Genomic DNA, 17,476 nt, shown 5'->3' with positions numbered 1-17,476 from the left:
CGCTTCAGGCAACAACAAAAAAGCCTGCTTCGTTTGAAGCAGGCTTTTGCGTTTTGGCGGGTCTGATCCCTGAGCTTACTGCGCGTGAGTAACCCTAAGCCTGCGCGCGGCTCGCGGCCAGCTTGCGTTGCAACTCCGGCATGATCTTGGAGACGGCTTCCTCACCGGCCAGAATTGCGGCATTGCGCTGCGAGAAGTCGCCGCCGCTCATGGCCGCGAGATTCGGCCGGATGACGATGTCGGCGTATTTATCGAGCTCATACGCCTTGATGGTCTGGCCCATGATCGTGAAGGTTTGCATGAGCACGTCGAACGAGCTGGCCGTCAGGCCGCTTTCGGGGCGCTGCGAGATATCCACGGCGATCACGAAGTCCGCGCCCATCTTGCGTGCGAACGACGCCGGCACGGGGCTCACCAACCCGCCGTCCACATACTCATGCCCGCCGATTTTGACCGGCTCGAAGATCGACGGCACGCTGCACGACGCCCGCACTGCGACGCCGGTATTGCCGCGCTGAAAGAGGATCGGCTGGCCGGTTTTCAGGTCGGTCGCGACCACGCCGAGCGGCTTCGCCATCTTCTCGATCGGGCGATTGTTGAGCGTTGTGTTCAGATAATTTTGCAGCGCGATGCCTTGCAGAAAACCGCGCGTGCGAAACGGCATGGCCCAGTCGCTAATGGAGGCTTCGTCCATGTTCAGCGCCAGTTTGTTGAGCGCGAACCCGTTCATGCCTGACGCGTAGAGCGCGCCGACCACCGACCCGGCGCTCGTGCCGGCCACCAGATCGACCTGGACATTGCGCGCTTCCAGCGCCTTGATCACGCCGATATGCGCGAAGCCGCGCGCAGCGCCGCCGCCTAGCGCAAGGGCGACCCGAATCGGCCGCTGCGGCTTGTCGAGCGGCGGCGTGTTCGTGGTAGGCGTGGCGGTGGCCGGGCTCGACGACGACACGCCGTCGATTTTGCTGCCCGCGGTGGTACAGGCGGCGAGTACCGCGGAGGCGGCCGCAAGCGAAAAATTGCGACGGCCGTAACGAGGCGACGAAGGTTTCAACGAATTCTCCAGCAACGGCGCGTGGGGCACGTGGGGCGCGTACGGCGCGAGTAGCCACTTTTCGCCGCGCTCAGGCAAAGGTCGGGGCAAATGCAAATACCGGTTCAATGCGCGGATGGCGGCGTCTCCGCTCCAGCGCGCGCACATCATAAATCAAAGCGGCGCGCGCGCGGCGGCCGGTAATGAAACGTTGCACAGCCACTGGCCGTGGCCGTCAATAGCCCGTTCGGACGAGGGCGGGCCGCGCGCTCACGAAAGGTATAATTCGACATTCGCTTCAATTCCTTCGTGTCCATGCACGGCAGCCGTCGTGCCGTATGGGCGCGGTTCGCTGCCGCGCTTTACGGGCGATGCTTGTCCTGCGTCGGCGCCAGTCTTCGAGTAACCGCTAATGACCACCTCCGTTCGTACCCGTTTCGCACCGAGTCCCACCGGCTTCATTCACCTCGGCAACATTCGCTCCGCGCTCTACCCGTGGGCGTTCGCGCGCAAGATGAAAGGGACCTTCGTGCTGCGGATCGAGGACACCGACGTGGAGCGTTCCACGTCCGAATCCGTGGACGCGATTCTCGAAGGCATGGAATGGCTCGGCCTCGATTTCGACGAAGGTCCGTACTACCAGATGCAGCGCATGGACCGTTATCGCGAAGTGCTGAAACAGATGCAGGACGCGGGGCTCGTCTACCCGTGCTACATGTCGACGGAAGAACTCGACGCGTTGCGTGAGCGTCAGCGCGAAGCCGGCGAAAAGCCGCGCTACGACGGCACATGGCGCCCGGAGCCGGGCAAGGTGTTGCCTGAGCCGCCGGCCGGCGTGCAGCCGGTGCTGCGCTTCCGCAATCCGCTCACTGGCGTGGTGGCTTGGGACGATGCGGTAAAAGGGCGCATCGAGATATCGAACGAGGAGCTGGACGACCTCGTCATCGCGCGGCCCGACGGCACGCCGACCTATAACTTCTGCGTGGTGGTCGACGATCTCGACATGCGCATTACGCATGTGATTCGCGGCGACGACCACGTGAATAACACGCCGCGGCAGATCAACATTCTGCGGGCGCTCGGCGGGGAAACGCCGGTGTACGCGCACTTGCCGACCGTGCTCAACGAGCAGGGCGAGAAGATGAGCAAGCGCCATGGCGCGATGAGCGTGATGGGTTACCGCGACGCCGGCTATCTGCCGGAGGCGGTGGTCAATTATCTGGCGCGCCTTGGCTGGTCGCATGGCGACGCGGAAATTTTCTCGCGCGAGCAGTTCGTCGAATGGTTCGATCTCGAGCATCTGGGCAAGTCGCCGGCGCAATACGACCACGACAAGCTGAACTGGCTGAACGCGCATTACATCAAGGAAGCGGATAACGGGCGCCTCGCCGGACTTGCACGGCCGTTCCTCGCGGAACTGGGTATCGACGAGGCCACCATCGCTCAAGGCGCCGATCTGACGGCAGTCGTGGGCTTGTTGAAGGACCGCGCGTCGACAGTCAAGGAGATCGCGGAGAACGCCGCGATGTTCTATCGCACGCCCGCTCCCGACGCCGACGCATTAGAGCAGCATGTGACTGACGCAGTGCGCCCGGCGCTCGCCGACCTTGCCGCTGCGCTGAAGACGGTGGAGTGGACCAAGGAGGCGATCGCCGCTGCGCTCAAAACGACGCTCGGCACGCACAAGCTGAAAATGCCCCAACTGGCAATGCCGGTCCGACTGCTCGTGGCCGGCACGACGCATACACCGTCGATTGACATGGTTCTGATGCTGTTCGGTCGCGACGTGGTCGTCGGTCGTATCGAAAAGGCGTTGGCATGAGGCACGGTAGGGCCAACAAGTGGTCCTGAGTGCATTCCCGGACGCATTGAGATTGTTTGCATGCGACTTCGGAAAAAAGTCGCATGCAATTGCTCAAAGGGTATTTACAAAGCGCAGAATGGCCTCTAGAATCTCGTTTCTGTTCTGCAAGGGGGTATAGCTCAGCTGGGAGAGCGCTTGCATGGCATGCAAGAGGTCAGCGGTTCGATCCCGCTTACCTCCACCATCAGAGCAGAAGAGCAGAGTGAAGTCGTTCCGAAGCATGGAACCTGTAGCAAAAAAGACTTCACAAGCAGCAGTATCGTAGTTAAAATAGCGGTCTTCGCAGTTGACGGAACAACTATCTAGCAGTTAGCGTTGCGCTAGTTAGTCCGAATCAGCGGCGAGTAAAAGACATGTCTGAAAAGATTATGTCCCCTTCGTCTAGAGGCCTAGGACATCACCCTTTCACGGTGAGTACAGGGGTTCGAATCCCCTAGGGGACGCCAAACATCAGCGTCGCTTTAGTGTTCGGGTTAATCCCGGATTTGCAGTAAAGCAGCGCAGCTTGCAGAGAAATAACCGACGCTCGCAAGCCAGGGTGTGAAGACTGGAGTGGTAGTTCAGTCGGTTAGAATACCGGCCTGTCACGCCGGGGGTCGCGGGTTCGAGTCCCGTCCACTCCGCCAGACAAAGCCCGTTCATAAACACTTGAACGGGCTTTTTCATTAAAGGTGTAAGCAGTACGTTGTCCCCTTCGTCTAGAGGCCTAGGACATCACCCTTTCACGGTGAGTACAGGGGTTCGAATCCCCTAGGGGACGCCAAAAAATCGGCGTCGTTCGGTTGGAAGTTGAACGGTGCTGCCGGTAAGCGAGCGCAGCTTGTTTGCCTGGTGTCAAAATCTGGAGCGGTAGTTCAGTTGGTTAGAATACCGGCCTGTCACGCCGGGGGTCGCGGGTTCGAGTCCCGTCCGCTCCGCCAGATTCAAAAAGCCCACTTCGTAAGAAGTGGGCTTTTTTGTTTCCGCTGACGGTCCCGCCTGGATATGCTCGGGACAAACAGCCATTGCCAGCGCGCGCGGCCTGTTTTACCGTTGATCCGACTTCTCTTCGCCGTGCCGCCATGTTCGATCCAACCGAAGCTTCGTCATCGTTCCATCTGCGTAAAGCCAGCATGGATGATTTCGAGTTTGCCGAGGCGCTGACTCATAGCAACATGGGTGGCTATTATCAGCGCCATCATCTCGTCTGGCGCGGCGATCTGTTTCTGGGCAGTTGGCGCGAGTCGGAGAATTTCATCCTCGAAATGGATGGCAAGCCGATTGGCGTGCTGCGCATCACGCAGGAAGGCGATTCGCTTCATATCCGCGACGTGCAGATTGCCGAGGGATACCGGCGGCTCGGCGCGGGCACCTATCTGCTGGATATGTCGCACCAATGGGCGCGCGAGCGCGGACTGCGCGAACTGCAATTGCGTGTGTTCGTCGACAATCCCGCGGCGCGGCTCTATCAGCGCAAAGGCTACAAGTTGGCCGGCCCGCGGCTTGCCCAGTTGGGCGCGATCCGTCATCTCGCTCGGCGAGTTTGAGCCGCCAGGCGGCGGTTTAGCGATCCGCGTCGCTCGCCGCGTCCGCGTGGTTCCGTGCGACCGGACCGTCTACGTCGTTGATTTGCGGATCGTCGCGGTCTCCTCCGTTTTCCAGTCGATGCTCCGATCCCCGCTCGATAAACGCGCGCGGGCTTTCGCCAAACGCCCGCCTGAACATCGCGGAAAAGGCGCTCTGACTCTGATAGCCCAACTCCTGCGCGACATGCGACAGTGGCCGTCCCTGACTCAGCAGCGGAATCGCCCGCGCGAGAATCGCCTGTTGCCGCCATTGAGAGAAACTCACGCCGAGCTCCTGGCGAAAGAGACGCGCGATCGTCCGCGTACTCGCTCCTACGCTCGCCGCCCACTGTTCGAGTGATTCCCCCGGCGTCGGATCCGCGATTACCGCCTCGCATAGCGCGCGCAGCCGCTTTTCGTTCGGCATCGGCACCGATAGCGGCAGTGGCTCTGAACGGGTTAGCTCATCTATCGCAAGCGCGCCGAGCAACTGCTCGCGGGCGGGCGAGATGCCTGGTGTGTCGAGCGCGGCTATCACTTCGCGCAGCAGATTCGAGACTTCGACCACGCGTGGGGCGTCGAGCCCGGCAGGCGCCGTGCTTTCGGTGATGTACAACGTGCGCAGGAACGCGTCTTCGACGGCCACGACTTCATGCGTGACATGCGGCGGCACCCAGATCGCGCGAGAGGGCGGCACCATCCACGTCGTGCCAGTTGTCGCCACCCGCAGCACGCCGCGCGATGCATACGCAACCTGCGCCCACGCATGCGTATGACGCGCGAAGTGAGAACCCATCGGCATGGGTCGCGAGCGCACGCGAATCGGATGCGTGTCGTTCGGCTGAAACTCTGGCGGAGTGTCGGTCAAGCTGACGAAGCTGGACCGGTCCGAGCCGGCGTACGGAGTCATGGCAAAAGTCGATCCACGGAACAAAACGCTGCGGGCACGAGGCCCGAACCCGAGCGGATTCTCATTGTAGAGCGTGCATAGTGTTGGACGTTGCATAATGTCCGATTGACCGACGACCTATTCGAGGAGCACCAACCACGATGCAAACCGTCTTTGTATATGGCACGCTGCGGGCGGGCGAAGTGAACGACATCCGCGAAGCCGCGGCTCGCAACGAAATAGCGGAGCCGAATCTGCTTGGCACGGCCACGGTTCGCGGCCATCTGTTCGACTTCGGTTCGTACCCGGGACTCGTTGTCGACGAACAGGGCGTAGACGTGACCGGCGATGTCTACGAAATTGACGACGAACTCGTCGCGGTGCTCGACGAGATCGAAGCGGTGTATCCCGGCGTCGAAGATCGCTTTCTGGCCCGGGAAGTGATGGTGAAAGTGGACGGCAACGTCGTGAACTGTCGCTTCTATCCGGTCACGCCTCACGCGGTGAAGGGCCTGCCGGAAATCAAGTCCGGCGATTGGGTCGAGTATCGCGCCACGCGCTGACGCGGCCGCCGCGCGCTCGTATGTGCTGATGCGCCCGTATGCGCGTTCCCGCGCATAAGAAACGGCCCGCCAGGCATGCGCCTGACGGGCCGTTCGCTCGAACAATCGTTGCACGCACTCGTCGTTACAACACGACAGGCGTTCGCGCTCAGATCTCTTCGTAAAGCGGCAGCGTCAGAAAGTCGGTGAACTGCTCGGACGTCGACATCTCTTCGAAGATTTGAGCCGCGCGTTCGTACGGTTTCGTATCGCCGCCGACGGCCTGCTTCACCTTGTCGAGTTCTTGCACGGCGAGTTCACGCACCAGCTCGGCCGTTACCTTGCGGCCATCGTCGAGCGTGCCCTTCGGCGAGCGAATCCACTGCCACACCTGCGAGCGCGAAATTTCGGCGGTAGCGGCATCTTCCATCAGATTGTGGATCGGCACGCAGCCGTTGCCCGCGAGCCACGAGCCGAGGTAGTGAATGCCGACGTTGATGTTGTTGCGCAGACCGGCTTCGGTGATCGGCGCTTCCGGACGGAAGTCCATCAGGTCCGTGGCAGTGACGAGCACGTCGACGCGTTGCTTGCCGATCTGGTTCGGCTTGTCGCCCAGCACCTTGACGAATTCTTCCATCGCGATCGGCACGAGACCGGGGTGCGCAACCCAGCCGCCGTCATAGCCGTCGCCGGCATCGCGCGCCTTGTCCGAGCGCACGCCGGCCATTGCCTTGTCGTTCGCGGCCGCGTCGTTCTTGATCGGAATCAGCGCGCTCATGCCGCCAATGGCCGGCGCATTGCGGCGATGGCACGTCTTCAGCAGCAACAGCGCATACGCGCGCATGAACGGCGCGGTCATCGTAATCTGCGAGCGGTCGGCGAGACAGAAATCGCGGTCGGACTTGAACTTCTTGATCGCGGAGAAGATGTAGTCCCAGCGGCCTGCGTTCAGCCCCGAGCTATGTTCCCGCAGCTCGTACAGAATCTCGTCCATCTCGAACGCGGCAAGAATGGTTTCGATCAGCACCGTCGCGCGAATCGTGCCGCGCGGCACGCCGACCGCTTCCTGCGCCGCGACGAAAATGTCGTTCCACAGGCGCGCTTCGAGATGGCTCTCCATCTTCGGCAAATAGAAGTACGGGCCCGAGCCGCGCGCGACCAGTTCCTTTGCGTTGTGCACCATGAAGAGCGCGAAATCGAAGATGCCGCCCGACACGCGCTTGCCGTCCACCTTCACGTGCTTTTCGTCGAGATGCCAGCCACGCGGACGTACGATCAGCGTGGCGACCTTGTCGTTCAACTTATAGCTCTTGCCGTTCTGCTCGAGCGAGATGGTGCGGCGCACGGCATCTTTCAGGTTCACATGGCCGGTGATCTGGTTGTCCCAGCTGGGCGCGTTCGAATCCTCGAAATCGGTCATGTACGAATCCGCGCCCGAGTTCAGCGCGTTGATGATCATCTTGCGCTCGACCGGACCGGTGATCTCCACGCGGCGGCATTTCAGATCTTCAGGCAGCGGCGCAATGGTCCAGTCGCCGTCGCGTACGCTCTTCGTCGTGGCGAGAAAGTCGGGACGCTCGCCGGCGTCGAGCCGTTTCGTGCGTTCCGTCCGCGCCTGCAACAACTGCTGACGACGCGGCTCGAATGTGCGATGCAGTGCGGCGACGAGTTCGAGCGCTTCGCGCGTGAGGGTCGCTTCATAGCCCGGCTTGATTTCAGCGGTGATTTCCATGCCCTGCGGCAGCGACAACGATGACAGCGGATTCGCCATGTTTTCTCCTTGGTCGGTCAGATTGCAAAATGCAAAGTTGAAATGCAGCGATAGTTGATTCAGTTGATTCAGTTGATTCAGTTGATTCAGTTGATTCAATGAGTTGCGAGAGGGGAGCTTCATGCGCCGGGGCTGTGGCGTATGCGGCTCGCTGTGGTGTGGGCGCGTCCGGCAGATGTGACGGTCTTCAAAAAAGCCAACAGATCGCTCATCCCCGCGCCCGTGCCGTGCGGCGTCACGCCCAGTTCTTCGAGCGGAGCGTTTTGCCGGTTGAGCCAGAACGTCGTGAAGCCGAACCACGTTGCGCCGGCGATGTCCCAGCCATTCGACGACACGAAGACGATCTCGCGCGGAAGCACGTCGAAGGCCTGAGGGCCGAGCGCATAGGCGGCGGGCGCGGGTTTGTATGCGCGTACGGCATCGACGGAAAGCACATGGTCGAACAGGCCGCTCATGCCCGCGCTCTTCACCGCGACGTCGAGCATTTGAGGGTTACCGTTCGACAGAATCGCGAGGCCGGGGCGCGAACCGCCTGACGTGCCTACTGCAGAGGCCGGCCCGCGTGAGGCTCGGGATGCGGATGCCGGCGACAGCCCGGCCGCAACCCCGGACGCAGACACAGACGCCGAGTCCCTTAGCAAACGCAGCGTTGGCACCGCGTCGGGGAACGCGGACAGGCACGCGTATTCATCCATCAGACGCTTTTCAGCGGAACGGCCGAGGGTGATCTGAAGTTTTTTCGCAGAGAAGAGCAGCGCGTCGAGCGTGATGTCCCAGAACGGCCGGTAGTGCGCAGCGTCGCCGCCGGCATCGGCCAGCGTGCGCAACTGCGTGTATTCGATCTGTTTCTGACGCCACAACTGCGAGAGGGCGTCGCCGTGTCCGGGGAACAACTGCTCCGCGGCAGCGATCACCGAATGCACGTCGAAAAGCGTGCCGTAGGCGTCGAAAATCACTGCTTTGGGGGGAGAGTGTCGTTGTGGCCGACATTGCCGTGCGCTCCTGTCAGAGGTCAGGACGGATTGTATTAGCGCTGCTGAGCGCTAAAAAAGAGGGCAAAGATCACTTGATCTTTTACTTTCATCCACCTAATCTGACGCGCTCCGGCCAACTTCGCTGCGCTAGCGGCGTCCTTCCATGGACCGTTTCAAGCAGATCGAGACCTTCGTCACTGTCGCCGGGAAAGGCAGCCTGTCCGCCGCGGCGCTTGCCGAAGGCGTGGCGCCCGCGATCATCGGACGGCGAATCGATGCGCTCGAAGAACGCCTTGGCGTCAAATTGCTGGTGCGCACGACACGCAAGATCACGCTGACCTTCGAAGGCTCGGCGTTTCTCGAAGATTGTCAGCGCATCATTCATGACATGCAGAACGCCGAGGCGAGCGTGTCGGCGGGCGGCGTCAAGGCGAGCGGCCACTTGCGGCTCTCCGCGCCGGCCGGTTTCGGGCGCCGACACGTCGCACCGCTGGTGCCGGCGTTCACCGTCGCGCATCCGGATGTTTCGATCACGCTCGATCTGTCGGACCGGCTTGTCGATCTGGTCAACGAAGGTTTCGATTGCGCGGTGCGGCTCGGCGAATTGCCCGATTCGTCGCTGGTGTCGCTCAAACTCGGCGAAAACCGGCGTGTGTGCGTGGCATCGCCGTCGTATCTGAGCCGGCGCGGCGCGCCGCATAGCCTTGCGGATCTTGCTCGGCACAATTGTCTCGCGCTCGGTGCAAGCGCCAACCAGCAGCGTGGCTGGATGTTCCAGCAGGCGGACAAAGTCGTATCGATCAAGGTGTCCGGCACGATGGAATGCTCGGACGGCGCCGTGCTGCACGAGTGGTGTCTCGAAGGCCACGGCCTCGCATGGCGTTCGTGGTGGGAAGTGGGCGCGGACATCGCGGCGGGGCGCCTCGTGAGCGTGCTCGACGAGTTCGCCGCGCCGCCCATCGGCATTCATGCGGTGTTTCCTCAGCGCCGCCATTTGCCGTTGCGAGTGCGGCTTTTCCTGGATTTTCTCAAGCATACGTATGGCCTTCCGGAGTACTGGGGCTGACGCGGCGCAACGGGTTTTCCATACTCGGACAGACCCTCAATAACGGTTGGCGACAGGTATCCACGACCTACAATTCTTTTGAGGCCAGCACGCGAAGCCTCGGCCGGCGCTGACGGATGGGCCGTTCACGAGCCTGAAAAAGTGTGGCAATGCCGCGCCGAACGAAGGCGAGAGGGCAGCCGGATACGGATACGGATACGGAGGGCACATGTTCAAGCACATTCTCGTTCCGACCGATGGCTCAGATCTCTCGCGCAAGGCGATGGCCGGCGCAATCGACCTCGCGCAGGCGGTCGGCGCGCGCATCACCGCCTACGCATGTCTGCCGCAATATCCGTATGCGCCGTTCTCCGACATCGTTGTCGAACCGCCGTCCGAGTTTCTCGAACGCAGCGAACGCGAAGCGCAACAACATCTGCGCGAAGTGGAGCTTGCCGCGAGCCGTGTCGGGGTAGTCGTCGACAGGCGCACCAGCGTGCATCCGGCGCCTTATCTCGGCATCATCGAAGCTGCGGAGCGGGGCGCATGCGACGTGATCTTCATGGCCTCCCACGGACGTCGCGGTCTCGGCAGCCTGCTGATCGGCAGTGAAACGCAACGGGTGCTCACCCATACCAAAATTCCGGTGCTGGTGTACCGCTGAACTGCGGAGACGTTACGGTATCGCAGCCTTGCGGCTCGCAGCTCCAGCGGAAAACGCGCCGGCAGTCAGCCGGCGCGTCGTCCCATTCGCCGCACAATGATTTGTGCTGGCTTTCTGTCTAGCCCCCGCCATGCGAGAACCCGCCATTGCCCGGCGTTGATCTGCCGATGCGGCGATGGCGAGACTCCTCCCTGTCGACGGCGAACCCCCGGCAAAACCGCTTCGCCGTTGTTCCGCCGTCTGTCTGCCTTACGTTTCGCGATCGGGCCGCGAGGCCGTTACGCGACTTTCTTGTCGAAGAACTGTTCGTCTTCCGTCGAGCCGTGCAACGCGGTGGTCGATGCTTCGCGCTCGACTGTTTGCGTGACCGCGTCGAAGTAGCCGGTGCCCACTTCGCGCTGATGCTTGACGGCGGTGAAGCCCTTTTCCGCTGCCGCGAATTCGGCCTGCTGCATCTCGACGAACGCCGTCATCTGATTGCGGGCATAGCCGTGCGCGAGGTTGAACATCGAGTAGTTCAGCGCGTGGAAGCCGGCCAGCGTGATGAACTGGAACTTGTAGCCCATCGCGCCCAGTTCGCGCTGGAACTTGGCGATGGTCGCGTCGTCCAGGTTCTTCTTCCAGTTGAACGACGGCGAGCAGTTGTACGACAGGAGTTGATCCGGGTACTCCTTGTGGATGGCGTCGGCGAATTTCTTCGCGAACTCGAGGTCCGGCTTGCCCGTCTCGCACCAGATCATGTCGGCGTAAGGAGCGTAAGCGAGGCCACGCGAAATGGCCTGTTCGAGGCCCGGCTTCGTGCGGTAGAAACCTTCGACAGTGCGCTCGCCGGTCAGGAACGGCTTGTCGTTCTCGTCGACGTCCGACGTAATCAGGTCCGCTGCTTCCGCGTCAGTGCGAGCGAGCAGCACGGTCGACACGCCCGACACGTCCGCGGCGAGACGCGCAGCTGTCAGCTTGGCGACGTTTTCGCGCGTCGGCACCAGCACCTTGCCGCCCATGTGACCGCACTTCTTGACCGACGCAAGCTGATCTTCGAAGTGCACACCTGCGGCACCGGCTTCGATCATCGCCTTCATCAGTTCAAACGCATTCAGCACGCCGCCGAAGCCGGCTTCGGCGTCCGCGACGATCGGCGCAAAGTAGTCGATGTAGCCTTCGTCACCCGGGTTCTTGCCTTCCGACCACTGGATCTGATCGGCACGCGTCAACGTGTTGTTGATGCGCTTGACGACGAGCGGCACGGAGTTCGCCGGGTAAAGCGACTGATCCGGGTACATTTCGCCGGCCACGTTGGCATCGCCCGCGACCTGCCAGCCCGACAGGTAGATGGCTTTCAGACCCGCCTTCACCTGCTGCATTGCCTGGTTGCCGGTCAGCGCGCCGAGGGAATTGACGAACGGCTCCGTATTCACGCTATGCCAGAGCTTTTCCGCGCCGCGCTTGGCGAGCGTGTGCTCGACCTGCACCGAGCCGCGCAGACGGATCACGTCCTCGGCGGTGTAGCTGCGCTTGACGCCTTTCCAGCGCGGATCGGTTTCCCATTGCTGTTGAAGTTGGCGGGCTTGTTCTTCGCGCGTCGTCATAATGTTCTCCTTGGTTGCCTAAAATGGATGTTCAAATCTGTCTTCGTCGAAGCGGTTGGCCTTGAAGGCGTTCCGTTTCCCGAACTCTTATATAAGAGTCTAGGCAAATCCATGGAGACACAACAGCGGCCTGCGCGCGATTTTCCGATATTTATTAATGATAAAAATCAAAGGTTTACGTATTGTGTTCCACATTAAGAAACGATTTTTCCCATCTTGCAATTGCCAAGTTGTGCCGTGCAGCACGATTTTTTACGACGCAAAAAATTTTTGCACATCGTGAAATTTGGGAGGTGATGGGAGTGCGGGCGAAAAAAAACCGGTGCATGAGCACCGGTTTTCGTTCGACCCGACGACAGCGCAAGGCTGCGGGGTCTGTACAACTAGATCTAGCTGCTGCCAGTTGGGCGCGGCTGCCGCATTGAAGCAGCCAAACCGCTTGCTGGCCGCGCGCGCTAGCGCGCTTTAGCTGCCGCGACGCGCGGTACGCGGGCCGTCGCTGCGGCGTGCGCCGTAGCCGCCGTCACGCGAGCCGCCGTAGCCTTCACGCGAACCGCCGCCGAAGCCGCCGTCACGCGAACCGCCGCCAGCCGACTTGCCGGCCCAACCGCCGCCGGTGCCGCTGCGCGAGCTGCTGCCGTTACCGGCCGGCTTGCCCGAGCCGCTGCCAAAGCGGCGACCGCCGCCATTGCCGCCGCCCGGACGGCCACGGCCGCCAAAGCCAGGACGGCCGTTACCCGACGGAGCCGACTTGCGCGGCTCGAAGCCAGCGACGACGTTGACCGGCAGCGGAGTGCGGACGAAGCGCTCGATGCGCTTCAGTGCGCCCTGTTCGGCGTGATGCACGAGGCTCACTGCGATACCCGAGCGACCAGCACGGCCAGTGCGGCCGATACGGTGCACGTAGTCTTCGGCGAACTTCGGCAGGTCGTAATTGAACACGTGCGTGATGCCCGGAATGTCGATACCGCGAGCGGCGACGTCCGTTGCGACCAGCACGCGAACGCGACGCTCGCGCAGTGCCTTGATTGTGCGATTACGCGCGCCTTGCGGCAGATCGCCGTGCAGTGCCGCCGATTCGAAACCAGCGTCAGCAAGACGGCCGGCCAGTTGGTCCGCGTCCATCTTGGTCGCCGTGAAGACGATAGCCTGGTCGAGGCCCGCGTCACGCAGCAGATGGTCGAGCAGACGGTCCTTGTGATCGCGGTCGTCGACGTAATGAACGGTTTGCGCGATGTTGGTGCGCTGTTCGAGGCGCTGGACGATCTCGATACGCTCCGGATCCTTCAGCAGGCGGCCGGTCAGCGAACCGATCTTGCCGTCGAGCGTGGCCGAGAAAAGCATGGTCTGACGCGTGGCCGGCGTGGCCGCGACGATCGTCTCGATGTCTTCGATGAAGCCCATGTCGAGCATGCGGTCAGCTTCGTCGAGCACAAGAATCTGCAGTTGCGACAGGTCGATACGGCCGCGTTCCAGATGGTCGATCAGACGGCCCGGCGTGGCAACCAGGATTTCCGGGTTCTTTGCAAGCAGCATCAATTGCTGGCCATAAGCGACGCCGCCCAGAATGCTGACGGTGCGCAGGCGCTTCAAATGCTTGCCGTACGTAGCGGCAGCGGTGGTGACCTGCATCGCGAGTTCGCGAGTCGGCGTCAGAACCAGCATGGTCGGACGGGCAACCGGTTGCGGGCGGCGCGTGCGTGCGCCGTCAGCCGGACGCGGTTCGCGCGGCTGGCTGGCTTGCGCCTTCTGCAATTGCGAGAAACGTTCGATGGCCGGCAGCATGAAAGCGGCGGTCTTGCCCGAACCGGTCGGGCTCGAAACCAGCAGGTCGCGACCGGCGATGCCAGCAGGAACTGCGCGTTGCTGAACCGGCGTCGGGTTCTGGTAGCCAGCGGCGGTCAGCGCGGAGACGACATCCGCGGACAGGCCGAGCGACGCGAACGTCGGACCGGCGGGCGCGGCGGCTTCAGCGGCGACGGCCGGCGCGGCAGCGACGGCTGCGGCTTGCACGGGTGCGTCGGCGAGACCGAGGGCTTGGTCGGCGATGGCGTTCAACGGGCTGCTGGGGGTATTGCTCGAAGTCATGAGAATCCTTGAAACACAGGGAATTAAAACGTCGGCGCCAATCGGCATACCCAAGTCGTCGGATTCAGCGAGCAAAGAAGCAGCGAGCAAATCGAAAAACGGGGGCAACTCGCAACAATAAAGGCGAGTTTTTCGTTAGAAGCTGTATCGGATGCGACAGGCCAACATTGGCTTGCCGCCAGCCTGGGACATGATCGCCCGTAGGGGGCTAGGCAGGAGGGGACAGGTTCTAAACTGGATTGGAGCTAAACGCTACGAGGCGCTGCGCCGCAAAGGCCGATAATGAAAAACCGGGCAAAGCAGTGAAGCGCAGGCAACATTGTATAGGTATTTGTTGCACTGCGCCACTGTTAAGACATTTCCTGGCGCGACTCTCGCGCTTGAGATCGCGCGACGCTCCGCTGCGAGCGGCTCGGCGCCAATTGCACTTTACGCGGACGCGCCGCTCTTCAGCGATTCGACCAGTTCCACGTACTGCTGCTTGGCGGCGTCCTGCGCAGTGCCCTTGAGCGCCGCCCACGCGTCGTACTTGTATTTTCCGACGATATCCGTGAAGCCCGGCTTGTCGCCTTGAACGTCGCCTTCGCTGGCTTGCTTGTACAGGGCGTAAAGGCGCAGCAGTGTGAGGTTGCCCGGACGCTCCGGCAGTTGTTTGACGTCTTCCTGGGCTTGGGTGAATTGCGTGTCGAGGTCCGTCATCGTCGTGCTCTCCGGCGGGATGGTTAGGTGGCCGACGATCATAGCAATTGCATGCCACGGCGTGGCCGAGGGCTTATTCCAAACGCGAGCCACGTGCGAGCAGAGGGAGTGCGCACCAGTTTTGTATCGGTGGTCACGCTAGCGTGGGCCGCGTGGCAACAACGCGCGTTGCAGCCGAGACCAAACCGCATCCGCGCGCGCGGCGCCGATTACAATACGGTCCATGACTCAAACAGTGCTTCTTGCCCTCGATACTTCCACCGAATTCTGCTCGGTAGCGCTTCTGTCTGCCCCCGACGCCGGTGCAGCGGGCCACGCGCGCGCCGAGTCGCGTGTGTGGGTCCGTCACGAGCAGACGGGCGCCGTGTCCAGCACCCGCCTGCTGCCCGCAATCCGCGAACTTTTCGACGAAGCCGGCCTGACCCTCGCCGACTGCAACGCCATTGCGTTCGGTTCAGGTCCCGGCTCGTTCACCGGCCTTCGCACGGCGACTGGCGCCGCGCAGGGGCTGTCGTTCGGCCTCGATCTGCCGGTGGTGCCCGTCAGCACGCTGCTGGTTTGCGCGGAGAGTGCGCGGCGCCGCGATCCGGCCGCTACACGCGTGCTGGCGGCGCTCGACGCCCGCATGGACGAGATCTACTGGGCCGACTACGCGTGGGACGACGTTGACGGCGAATGGCGCATCGTTCAACGCGCATCGCTCGATACGCCCGAGCGGCTCGTGTTACCCGACGAACCGTTCACGCTCGCAGGCAACGCCGCCGCGGCCTTCGGCGCGCGGCTTCCGGCGCTCGCAGCCGCCCGAACCGTCGATCATGAAGCATTGCCGCATGCGCTGCCGCTCGCGTGCGCCGCGTTGCGTGCGTTCCACGCGGGCCGCACAGTCCCGGCCGATCAGGCCGCGCCCGAGTACATCCGGAACAAGGTCGCGCAGACCACGGCTGAGCGCGTCGCGGAAAAGGCCGCCAAGGCGGAGCAGGCCGCGGCGCTCGCTCATCACGCCGAGCCTCGCGAGGGACGGCAATGAGCGGCGTGCTGCTGGCGGACCGCTACATGTCGCCCATGACCGAAGGCGACCTCGACGAAGTGGCCGCCATTGAAAAGCTCGCCTATGAATTCCCCTGGAGCCGCGTTAATTTCGGCGACTCCCTGCGCAACGGCTATTTCGGTGTCTGTCTGCGGCATGTGACGGGTACGCTGATCGGCTATTGCGTGCTGATGCCGGTCGTCGACGAAATGCATCTGCTGAATCTGTGCGTGACGCCCGCCGCTCAAGGGGCGGGCGCAGGACTCGCGCTACTGCGGGAAGCCGTGCGCATTACCCGCGCCGAGAAACTCGACGGTCTGCTGCTGGAGGTGAGGCCGTCGAATCATCGCGCCATCCGGCTCTATGAGCGTTTCGGCTTCGCGTCGATCGGCCGGCGCAAAAACTATTATCCGGCGCGGCATCGCAGCCGGGAGGACGCCATCGTGATGCGTTTATCGTTTGTCAGGGAGGGCGCGGATGGCGCTGCATGAATCAGTACTGGAAGAGTTCGGGCTCGCGCCGCGCTGGGTGCGTCGCGGGATGGCCGCGACGCCGGAAGCCGCTGACGAACCCGGCGCGGAGCAGGGCGCCGACGCGCCGCGCCCGCACCGTGCAAGCGACCTCACGCGGCTCGATGCGCGCGAGCCTTCTTCGGTCGGATTGACGCCGCAGAAGTCGCTCACGCCGGCTATGCGCGCGGCAGAGCCGTCGCGACAAGCCGACGACGAGCAGATGCAGACGCCGACGCAGACGCAGACGCAGACGCAGACGCGGATTGGAAACGATGCGCGAGGTCTCGAAACACAGCGGTCCCAGCCGGAAGCGCAGCTGAATAATTCGCGGCAGGCAGAGCCGGCTGCGCGTGCGGAACAGTCCGCGCGCCGCGCAGATCAATCGGCAAATGGCGCGGAGGCGACGCAGCAGCGCGCGCCACGTGCCGCCGAAAGCCGCAATCCGGCTAGCGCGAGCGCCGAGCCGCATGTGCCAGACTCGTCCTCGTTCGACGCTCCTCCCGCCGACGACTTCGCCTGGTTCGACGATCTCCCTCTTCATCCGCCGGGCGACGCTGGCGCACCGATGCACGCGCTCGGCGACACGCCTCAACCTCCCGCGATCCACACGCTCGACTGGGACGCGCTGAGCGAGCGGGTCTCAACCTGCGAGCGTTGCCGGCTGTGCGAGAAACGCACCAGGACGGTTTTCGGCGTGGGCGATCGGAACGCCGACTGGATGCTGATCGGCGAAGCGCCCGGCGAGAACGAAGACCGCGTGGGCGAGCCGTTCGTCGGCCAGGCCGGCAAGCTGCTCGACAACATGCTGCGCTCACTCACGCTGGCGCGCGACGCGAACGTGTATATCGCGAACGTCATCAAGTGCCGGCCGCCCGGCAACCGCAATCCCGAGCCTGATGAAGTCGCGCGCTGCGAACCCTATCTGCAACGCCAGGTGGGGCTCGTAAAGCCGAAGCTGATCGTAGCGCTCGGTCGCTTTGCCGCGCAAAGCCTGCTCAAGACCGACGCGAGCATTTCGTCGTTGCGCGGCCGCGTCCACGAGTACGAGGGTGTGCCGGTGATCGTCACCTATCACCCGGCCTATCTGCTGCGTAGCCTGCCGGACAAGGCCAAAGCATGGGCCGATTTGTGCCTCGCGCGCGATACGTGGCGTGCGGCCGGCGGCGCAGCGTCGAACGCGGCAAAACAGTGAGCGCGGACGAGCCGGCGGCGCGCAAAAACGTCGCCGGCGCTTACTC

15 protein-coding genes and 5 tRNA genes are annotated in these 17,476 nt (G+C 62.8%); 13 read left to right on the top strand and 7 right to left on the bottom strand.

What is annotated here, in order from left to right:
- Nucleotides 1–94: 94 nt before the first annotated feature.
- Entirely contained in the window at nucleotides 95–1,054 is a 960-nt protein-coding gene (locus tag J2W46_RS19885; protein WP_310355646.1) for a patatin-like phospholipase family protein, read from the bottom strand.
- A 391-nt stretch (nucleotides 1,055–1,445) separates the two neighbouring features.
- Here J2W46_RS19885 and gltX point away from each other — a divergent pair, with 391 nt between their 5' ends.
- The 7 genes from gltX to J2W46_RS19850 all read left to right on the top strand — a co-directional run bounded on the left by gltX (nucleotide 1,446) and on the right by J2W46_RS19850 (nucleotide 4,423).
- On the top strand, nucleotides 1,446–2,855 hold the full coding sequence (gene gltX / locus J2W46_RS19880; protein WP_310355644.1) for a glutamate--tRNA ligase: 1,410 nt from the start codon (nucleotides 1,446–1,448) through the stop codon (nucleotides 2,853–2,855).
- 150 nt (nucleotides 2,856–3,005) lie between these two features.
- Nucleotides 3,006–3,081, top strand: a tRNA-Ala gene (locus J2W46_RS19875).
- Between the two features lie 186 nt (nucleotides 3,082–3,267).
- A tRNA-Glu gene (locus tag J2W46_RS19870) sits at nucleotides 3,268–3,343 on the top strand.
- Between the two features lie 103 nt (nucleotides 3,344–3,446).
- Nucleotides 3,447–3,523, top strand: a tRNA-Asp gene (locus J2W46_RS19865).
- A gap of 61 nt (nucleotides 3,524–3,584) precedes the next feature.
- A tRNA-Glu gene (locus J2W46_RS19860) sits at nucleotides 3,585–3,660 on the top strand.
- A gap of 80 nt (nucleotides 3,661–3,740) precedes the next feature.
- Nucleotides 3,741–3,817: transfer RNA gene (locus J2W46_RS19855), tRNA-Asp, on the top strand.
- A 141-nt stretch (nucleotides 3,818–3,958) separates the two neighbouring features.
- On the top strand, nucleotides 3,959–4,423 hold the full coding sequence (locus tag J2W46_RS19850; RefSeq protein ID WP_310355643.1) for a GNAT family N-acetyltransferase: 465 nt from the start codon (nucleotides 3,959–3,961) through the stop codon (nucleotides 4,421–4,423).
- 16 nt (nucleotides 4,424–4,439) lie between these two features.
- Here the strand turns inward: J2W46_RS19850 and J2W46_RS19845 are convergent, their stop codons facing one another.
- The gene (locus J2W46_RS19845) at nucleotides 4,440–5,351 is read right to left on the bottom strand and encodes an AraC family transcriptional regulator (RefSeq protein WP_020065593.1); all 912 of its coding nucleotides are present in this window, start codon (nucleotides 5,349–5,351) and stop codon (nucleotides 4,440–4,442) included.
- Nucleotides 5,352–5,491: 140 nt separating this feature from the next.
- Here J2W46_RS19845 and J2W46_RS19840 point away from each other — a divergent pair, with 140 nt between their 5' ends.
- Entirely contained in the window at nucleotides 5,492–5,893 is a 402-nt protein-coding gene (locus J2W46_RS19840; RefSeq protein WP_088174719.1) for a gamma-glutamylcyclotransferase family protein, read from the top strand.
- Between the two features lie 148 nt (nucleotides 5,894–6,041).
- On the opposite strand, the gene aceB is transcribed toward J2W46_RS19840, so the two are convergent.
- Entirely contained in the window at nucleotides 6,042–7,643 is a 1,602-nt protein-coding gene (gene aceB, locus J2W46_RS19835) for a malate synthase A (RefSeq protein WP_310355641.1), read from the bottom strand.
- A 119-nt stretch (nucleotides 7,644–7,762) separates the two neighbouring features.
- Nucleotides 7,763–8,599 carry a (S)-2-haloacid dehalogenase gene (locus J2W46_RS19830; protein WP_374726852.1) on the bottom strand — a complete coding sequence of 279 codons (837 nt, stop codon included), beginning with the start codon at nucleotides 8,597–8,599 and terminating at the stop codon, nucleotides 7,763–7,765.
- Between the two features lie 181 nt (nucleotides 8,600–8,780).
- On the opposite strand from J2W46_RS19830, the gene J2W46_RS19825 reads away from it, so the two are divergent.
- The gene (locus J2W46_RS19825) at nucleotides 8,781–9,683 is read left to right on the top strand and encodes a LysR family transcriptional regulator (RefSeq protein WP_088174716.1); all 903 of its coding nucleotides are present in this window, start codon (nucleotides 8,781–8,783) and stop codon (nucleotides 9,681–9,683) included.
- Between the two features lie 208 nt (nucleotides 9,684–9,891).
- The gene (locus J2W46_RS19820) at nucleotides 9,892–10,326 is read left to right on the top strand and encodes a universal stress protein (protein WP_020065598.1); all 435 of its coding nucleotides are present in this window, start codon (nucleotides 9,892–9,894) and stop codon (nucleotides 10,324–10,326) included.
- A gap of 278 nt (nucleotides 10,327–10,604) precedes the next feature.
- Here J2W46_RS19820 and aceA read toward each other — a convergent pair whose 3' ends face one another.
- The 3 genes from aceA to J2W46_RS19805 form a co-directional block, all read right to left on the bottom strand.
- A complete protein-coding gene (aceA, locus tag J2W46_RS19815; protein ID WP_020065599.1) occupies nucleotides 10,605–11,912 on the bottom strand; it encodes an isocitrate lyase in 1,308 nt (435 codons plus the stop codon).
- Nucleotides 11,913–12,377: 465 nt separating this feature from the next.
- Nucleotides 12,378–14,000 carry a DEAD/DEAH box helicase gene (locus J2W46_RS19810; protein WP_020065600.1) on the bottom strand — a complete coding sequence of 541 codons (1,623 nt, stop codon included), beginning with the start codon at nucleotides 13,998–14,000 and terminating at the stop codon, nucleotides 12,378–12,380.
- Nucleotides 14,001–14,429: 429 nt separating this feature from the next.
- Nucleotides 14,430–14,699, bottom strand: a complete 270-nt coding sequence (locus tag J2W46_RS19805; protein ID WP_027775355.1) for an acyl-CoA-binding protein — start codon at nucleotides 14,697–14,699, stop codon at nucleotides 14,430–14,432.
- A 223-nt stretch (nucleotides 14,700–14,922) separates the two neighbouring features.
- On the opposite strand from J2W46_RS19805, the gene tsaB reads away from it, so the two are divergent.
- The 3 genes from tsaB to J2W46_RS19790 are packed head-to-tail and all read left to right on the top strand — an operon-like array spanning nucleotide 14,923 to nucleotide 17,430.
- Nucleotides 14,923–15,726: a tRNA (adenosine(37)-N6)-threonylcarbamoyltransferase complex dimerization subunit type 1 TsaB gene (gene tsaB, locus J2W46_RS19800; protein WP_310355640.1), complete on the top strand. Its 804-nt coding sequence runs from the start codon at nucleotides 14,923–14,925 to the stop codon at nucleotides 15,724–15,726.
- Nucleotides 15,723–16,217: a ribosomal protein S18-alanine N-acetyltransferase gene (gene rimI / locus J2W46_RS19795; protein ID WP_020065603.1), complete on the top strand. Its 495-nt coding sequence runs from the start codon at nucleotides 15,723–15,725 to the stop codon at nucleotides 16,215–16,217. The genes tsaB and rimI overlap by 4 nt, the downstream gene beginning before the upstream one ends.
- On the top strand, nucleotides 16,204–17,430 hold the full coding sequence (locus J2W46_RS19790) for a uracil-DNA glycosylase family protein (protein WP_310355638.1): 1,227 nt from the start codon (nucleotides 16,204–16,206) through the stop codon (nucleotides 17,428–17,430). Before rimI ends, J2W46_RS19790 begins: the two co-directional genes overlap by 14 nt.
- Nucleotides 17,431–17,476: the final 46 nt, after the last annotated feature.

The organism is Paraburkholderia strydomiana, assembly GCF_031456815.1.
GTDB lineage: Bacteria > Pseudomonadota > Gammaproteobacteria > Burkholderiales > Burkholderiaceae > Paraburkholderia > Paraburkholderia caledonica.
This window is presented reverse-complemented; position numbering and strand designations above follow the sequence as displayed.

Coding starts and splice junctions, on each gene's coding strand:
- J2W46_RS19820 (WP_020065598.1), top strand. CDS start 9,892: ATGTTCAAGCACATTCTCGTTCCGACCGATGGCTCAGATCTCTCGCGC.
- J2W46_RS19825 (WP_088174716.1), top strand. CDS start 8,781: ATGGACCGTTTCAAGCAGATCGAGACCTTCGTCACTGTCGCCGGGAAA.
- J2W46_RS19805 (WP_027775355.1), bottom strand. CDS start 14,699: ATGACGGACCTCGACACGCAATTCACCCAAGCCCAGGAAGACGTCAAA.
- aceA (WP_020065599.1), bottom strand. CDS start 11,912: ATGACGACGCGCGAAGAACAAGCCCGCCAACTTCAACAGCAATGGGAA.
- J2W46_RS19840 (WP_088174719.1), top strand. CDS start 5,492: ATGCAAACCGTCTTTGTATATGGCACGCTGCGGGCGGGCGAAGTGAAC.
- J2W46_RS19845 (WP_020065593.1), bottom strand. CDS start 5,351: ATGACTCCGTACGCCGGCTCGGACCGGTCCAGCTTCGTCAGCTTGACC.
- J2W46_RS19810 (WP_020065600.1), bottom strand. CDS start 14,000: ATGACTTCGAGCAATACCCCCAGCAGCCCGTTGAACGCCATCGCCGAC.
- tsaB (WP_310355640.1), top strand. CDS start 14,923: ATGACTCAAACAGTGCTTCTTGCCCTCGATACTTCCACCGAATTCTGC.
- J2W46_RS19790 (WP_310355638.1), top strand. CDS start 16,204: ATGGCGCTGCATGAATCAGTACTGGAAGAGTTCGGGCTCGCGCCGCGC.
- aceB (WP_310355641.1), bottom strand. CDS start 7,643: ATGGCGAATCCGCTGTCATCGTTGTCGCTGCCGCAGGGCATGGAAATC.
- rimI (WP_020065603.1), top strand. CDS start 15,723: ATGAGCGGCGTGCTGCTGGCGGACCGCTACATGTCGCCCATGACCGAA.
- gltX (WP_310355644.1), top strand. CDS start 1,446: ATGACCACCTCCGTTCGTACCCGTTTCGCACCGAGTCCCACCGGCTTC.
- J2W46_RS19850 (WP_310355643.1), top strand. CDS start 3,959: ATGTTCGATCCAACCGAAGCTTCGTCATCGTTCCATCTGCGTAAAGCC.